Origin of the sequence: Pseudomonas sp. KSR10 (assembly GCF_022355455.1) — a bacterium.
In the GTDB taxonomy this organism is placed as follows: domain Bacteria; phylum Pseudomonadota; class Gammaproteobacteria; order Pseudomonadales; family Pseudomonadaceae; genus Stutzerimonas; species Stutzerimonas stutzeri_E.
In genome coordinates, this window is sequence record NZ_JAKOEN010000022.1 from 1 (window position 1) to 2,684 (window position 2,684).

General features: G+C 62.5%; 4 protein-coding genes and 2 pseudogenes. 4 read left to right on the top strand and 2 right to left on the bottom strand.

Annotated elements, in window-relative coordinates; all coding sequences use genetic code 11:
• From MCB86_RS17635 to MCB86_RS17650, 4 genes and pseudogenes are all read left to right on the top strand, one after another.
• Nucleotides 1-184, top strand: a pseudogene (locus tag MCB86_RS17635) (DUF4376 domain-containing protein); the annotation flags it as partial.
• Entirely contained in the window at nt 153-509 is a 357-nt protein-coding gene (locus tag MCB86_RS17640; RefSeq protein ID WP_239611683.1) for a DUF1353 domain-containing protein, read from the top strand. The pseudogene MCB86_RS17635 and the gene MCB86_RS17640, both read left to right, overlap by 32 nt.
• Before the next feature lie 40 nt (nt 510-549).
• Nucleotides 550-1,038: a glycoside hydrolase family 104 protein gene (locus MCB86_RS17645; protein ID WP_239611684.1), complete on the top strand. Its 489-nt coding sequence runs from the start codon at nt 550-552 to the stop codon at nt 1,036-1,038.
• Nucleotides 1,035-1,556 carry a lysis system i-spanin subunit Rz gene (locus MCB86_RS17650; protein WP_239611686.1) on the top strand — a complete coding sequence of 174 codons (522 nt, stop codon included), beginning with the start codon at nt 1,035-1,037 and terminating at the stop codon, nt 1,554-1,556. Before MCB86_RS17645 ends, MCB86_RS17650 begins: the two co-directional genes overlap by 4 nt.
• A gap of 2 nt (nt 1,557-1,558) precedes the next feature.
• Here MCB86_RS17650 and MCB86_RS17655 read toward each other — a convergent pair whose 3' ends face one another.
• Together MCB86_RS17655 and MCB86_RS17660 are read right to left on the bottom strand one after the other, a co-directional pair.
• Entirely contained in the window at nt 1,559-2,218 is a 660-nt protein-coding gene (locus MCB86_RS17655) for a thermonuclease family protein (RefSeq protein ID WP_239611687.1), read from the bottom strand.
• Between the two features lie 86 nt (nt 2,219-2,304).
• Nucleotides 2,305-2,684, bottom strand: a pseudogene (locus MCB86_RS17660) (hypothetical protein); the annotation flags it as partial.

Genomic DNA, 2,684 nt, shown 5'->3' on the forward strand with positions numbered 1-2,684 from the left:
CGGCTTCATCGATCTGGAGGGGCAGCAGATCATCGCTATGGCTACGACTGTGCGCGCTCATGTCCAGGCTGCGTTCGACCGCGAAGCCGATCTGCTGGAAGCGCTGGCAAACGGAACATTCACCGCCGCAATGCTCAATGAGGGTTGGCCCAATGAGCCGGTTCCCGAACCCGCTGCAGGCTGAACTCCAGCCGGACCGCAAAACATGGCGCCTGTTGGCGCCTTTTTCATATCTGGATCCTGACCACGGATTGATCGAGGTGCCGGCCGGCTTCATCACGGACTTCGCCTCGGTGCCGCGCTGGCCGCTCACCTTCGCGCTGCTCGGCCAGTACGGCCACGCTGCGGCGGTGCTGCATGACTGGCTGTACAGCACGCCCAGCATCAGCCGTGCCGACGCCGATCGGGTGTTCCTCAATGCGCTGCGGTCCTCCGGCATTGCTCGGTGGCGCGCTTACCTAATGTTTGCTGGCGTCAGGATTGGCGGGGCATCCCGCTACAACGCTTAGCCCCGCCAGTCGGGGCTTTTTTACGCCCAAGGAATTCCCCATGCCTAGAATTTCAGCTGCCCAAGCGGGCGGCGCGAACGTGTGTGCCTTTCTGGATCTCATTGCGTGGTCAGAGGGCACAGATAACGGGCGTCAGGCGACGAAGGATGACGGGTACGACGTTGTTGTCGGGGGTGGGCTGTTCGAGTCCTACGCCGACCATCCGCGCCGCCTGATCAGTCTGCCATCGCTTGGCATCAAGTCCACCGCAGCCGGCCGGTATCAAATCCTGTCGCGCTACTGGGACCACTACCGCAAGCAGCTCGGCCTGGTCGGTGGGTTCACCCCCGAGAATCAGGATCGGATCGCGCTGCAGCTGATCCGCGAATGCAGGGCGCTGGATGACATCAAGGCGGGGCGCATTGCTGAGGCCATCCACAAGTGCCGCAGCCGGTGGGCGTCATTGCCTGGCGCCGGCTACGGGCAGCACGAGCACAAGGTCGGCAATCTGCTGGCGGCGTACTCGAAGGCAGGGGGAGCGCTTGCATGATTGCCCTATTCAAGCAGTACAAGCTGATCGCTGCCGGCGTCGTGCTGGCTCTGGCATTTGGTGCCGGAATGGTGGTGCGGGGCTGGTGGGCGGCGGCGATCATTTCAGACCTGAAAGCAGAACATGCTGCCTATCGAGAGGCTATTAGCAGCGAACATGCACAGAAACTGGTGGTGCTGGCCGGCGAGCAACAAGCCCTGCAGAATCGCATCAGTGCCATGGACCAACAACGATACGGAGAGCTACGCCATGCACAGCAAGAAATTGAGCGGCTGTCTGCTGCTGTGGCTGATGGCTCTCGCCGGCTGTCAGTCCGCGCCAGTTGTCCAGCCTCGGCAGGTAGCGTGTCCGCCTCCACCGGAACCGGCCGCGTGGATGATGGAGCCCAGCGCGCCGACATTCACCCAGCAGATGCTGGACGTATTGTCGCCATCACCGGAGCCGCTGACGCCTGCGCCGTGAAGCTGTCGGCTTTGCAGGATTGGGCGCGGAGTGTTGCGAATGGCGCCGCGCGTTGAAATCAGCGGCAGATAGCCTCGCAAGGCGTCCCGTCCCCGTCACCATCGATGCGCGGGTTGCCGCACTGGCGAAGCTGGAAGCGGGCCTCAGCGCACCCGCTCATTTGCCTGCATGACTTGGTCACGCTGCAGCTGAAGCTCGCCGATGAACTCAGCGAAGGCTGTACGGCTGCGGTTTGTTGATTCCTGCCGGTGCGCTTTGCCTTCCGCCAGTCCCAAGGCGCTTGCTGCTCAGCCAGGGGCAGCGACCACAGGCCGCGCTTGAAATGTTTGGCGGTGGTTTCGAGATTCAGCAGTGACTTGTCTTTGAGATAGTCGCGATACGCCCACGCTGCTCCGGTGCGAACCATTTCTGCGTTCACGTCAGTGCTGCCAACATGGACGCGGGCAACCGTCCGGCCGTAGCGGTCACGGTCCTGAACATTGAGTGTCACGTTTTTGCCGAAGATCAGGTCAGAGAGAGCTTGCCTTGCTCGTGTCCCATAGGGCTGCGCCTTCTCGGGCGTATCGATTTCAGCCATCCGAACCTTGACCTGCTGTTTTGCTGAGGTCAGGCAGGTGAATGTGTCTCCATCGCTGATCCCGACAACCCGGCAATCGATCGTTTCAGCAGCTGCTGGCAGGGGGGCGGCGAGAAGCAGAAAGGCGAGGAGGTGGCGCATGAAGACATCCGTTCTAGTGAGGCGCGCGAGGGTAGCAGGCGGGCCGGTGGCAGGCCAGAGAACGGCGTCCCAGCTCGGCCGGTTCGCTAACTCCGCCACCTAAACCGCTCCGGCGTCTCCGTCACGAACCCTCGTCCGGCGCACTCCTGGCAGTCGTCGCGCTGGCTAAACGAGTCGTCGCACACAGGGCAGGGCATGAAGATCGATACGCTTGCCCGCCTGACCAGCGCCGTATGGCGCGCTGTGTCGCCCTGTTCTGCGGCGTCCTGGATCGCATCGAGCAGCGCTCGGTAAATGTCCGGATCATCTATCGCGGGGTGCTCCGTACCTATGATCCGCGAGGTCTCGACCAGTTCGTACTGCTCGCCTGTGGCCGTAATGTACCGTTTTCCATCGACGTGCCCGATGGGTACCCGCCTGTGCTTGCAGATGGCTTCTAGGCCGTTGGCGGTGCGTTCTATCCGGG

Coding starts and splice junctions, on each gene's coding strand:
- MCB86_RS17640 (WP_239611683.1), top strand. CDS start 153: ATGAGCCGGTTCCCGAACCCGCTGCAGGCTGAACTCCAGCCGGACCGC.
- MCB86_RS17645 (WP_239611684.1), top strand. CDS start 550: ATGCCTAGAATTTCAGCTGCCCAAGCGGGCGGCGCGAACGTGTGTGCC.
- MCB86_RS17650 (WP_239611686.1), top strand. CDS start 1,035: ATGATTGCCCTATTCAAGCAGTACAAGCTGATCGCTGCCGGCGTCGTG.
- MCB86_RS17655 (WP_239611687.1), bottom strand. CDS start 2,218: ATGCGCCACCTCCTCGCCTTTCTGCTTCTCGCCGCCCCCCTGCCAGCA.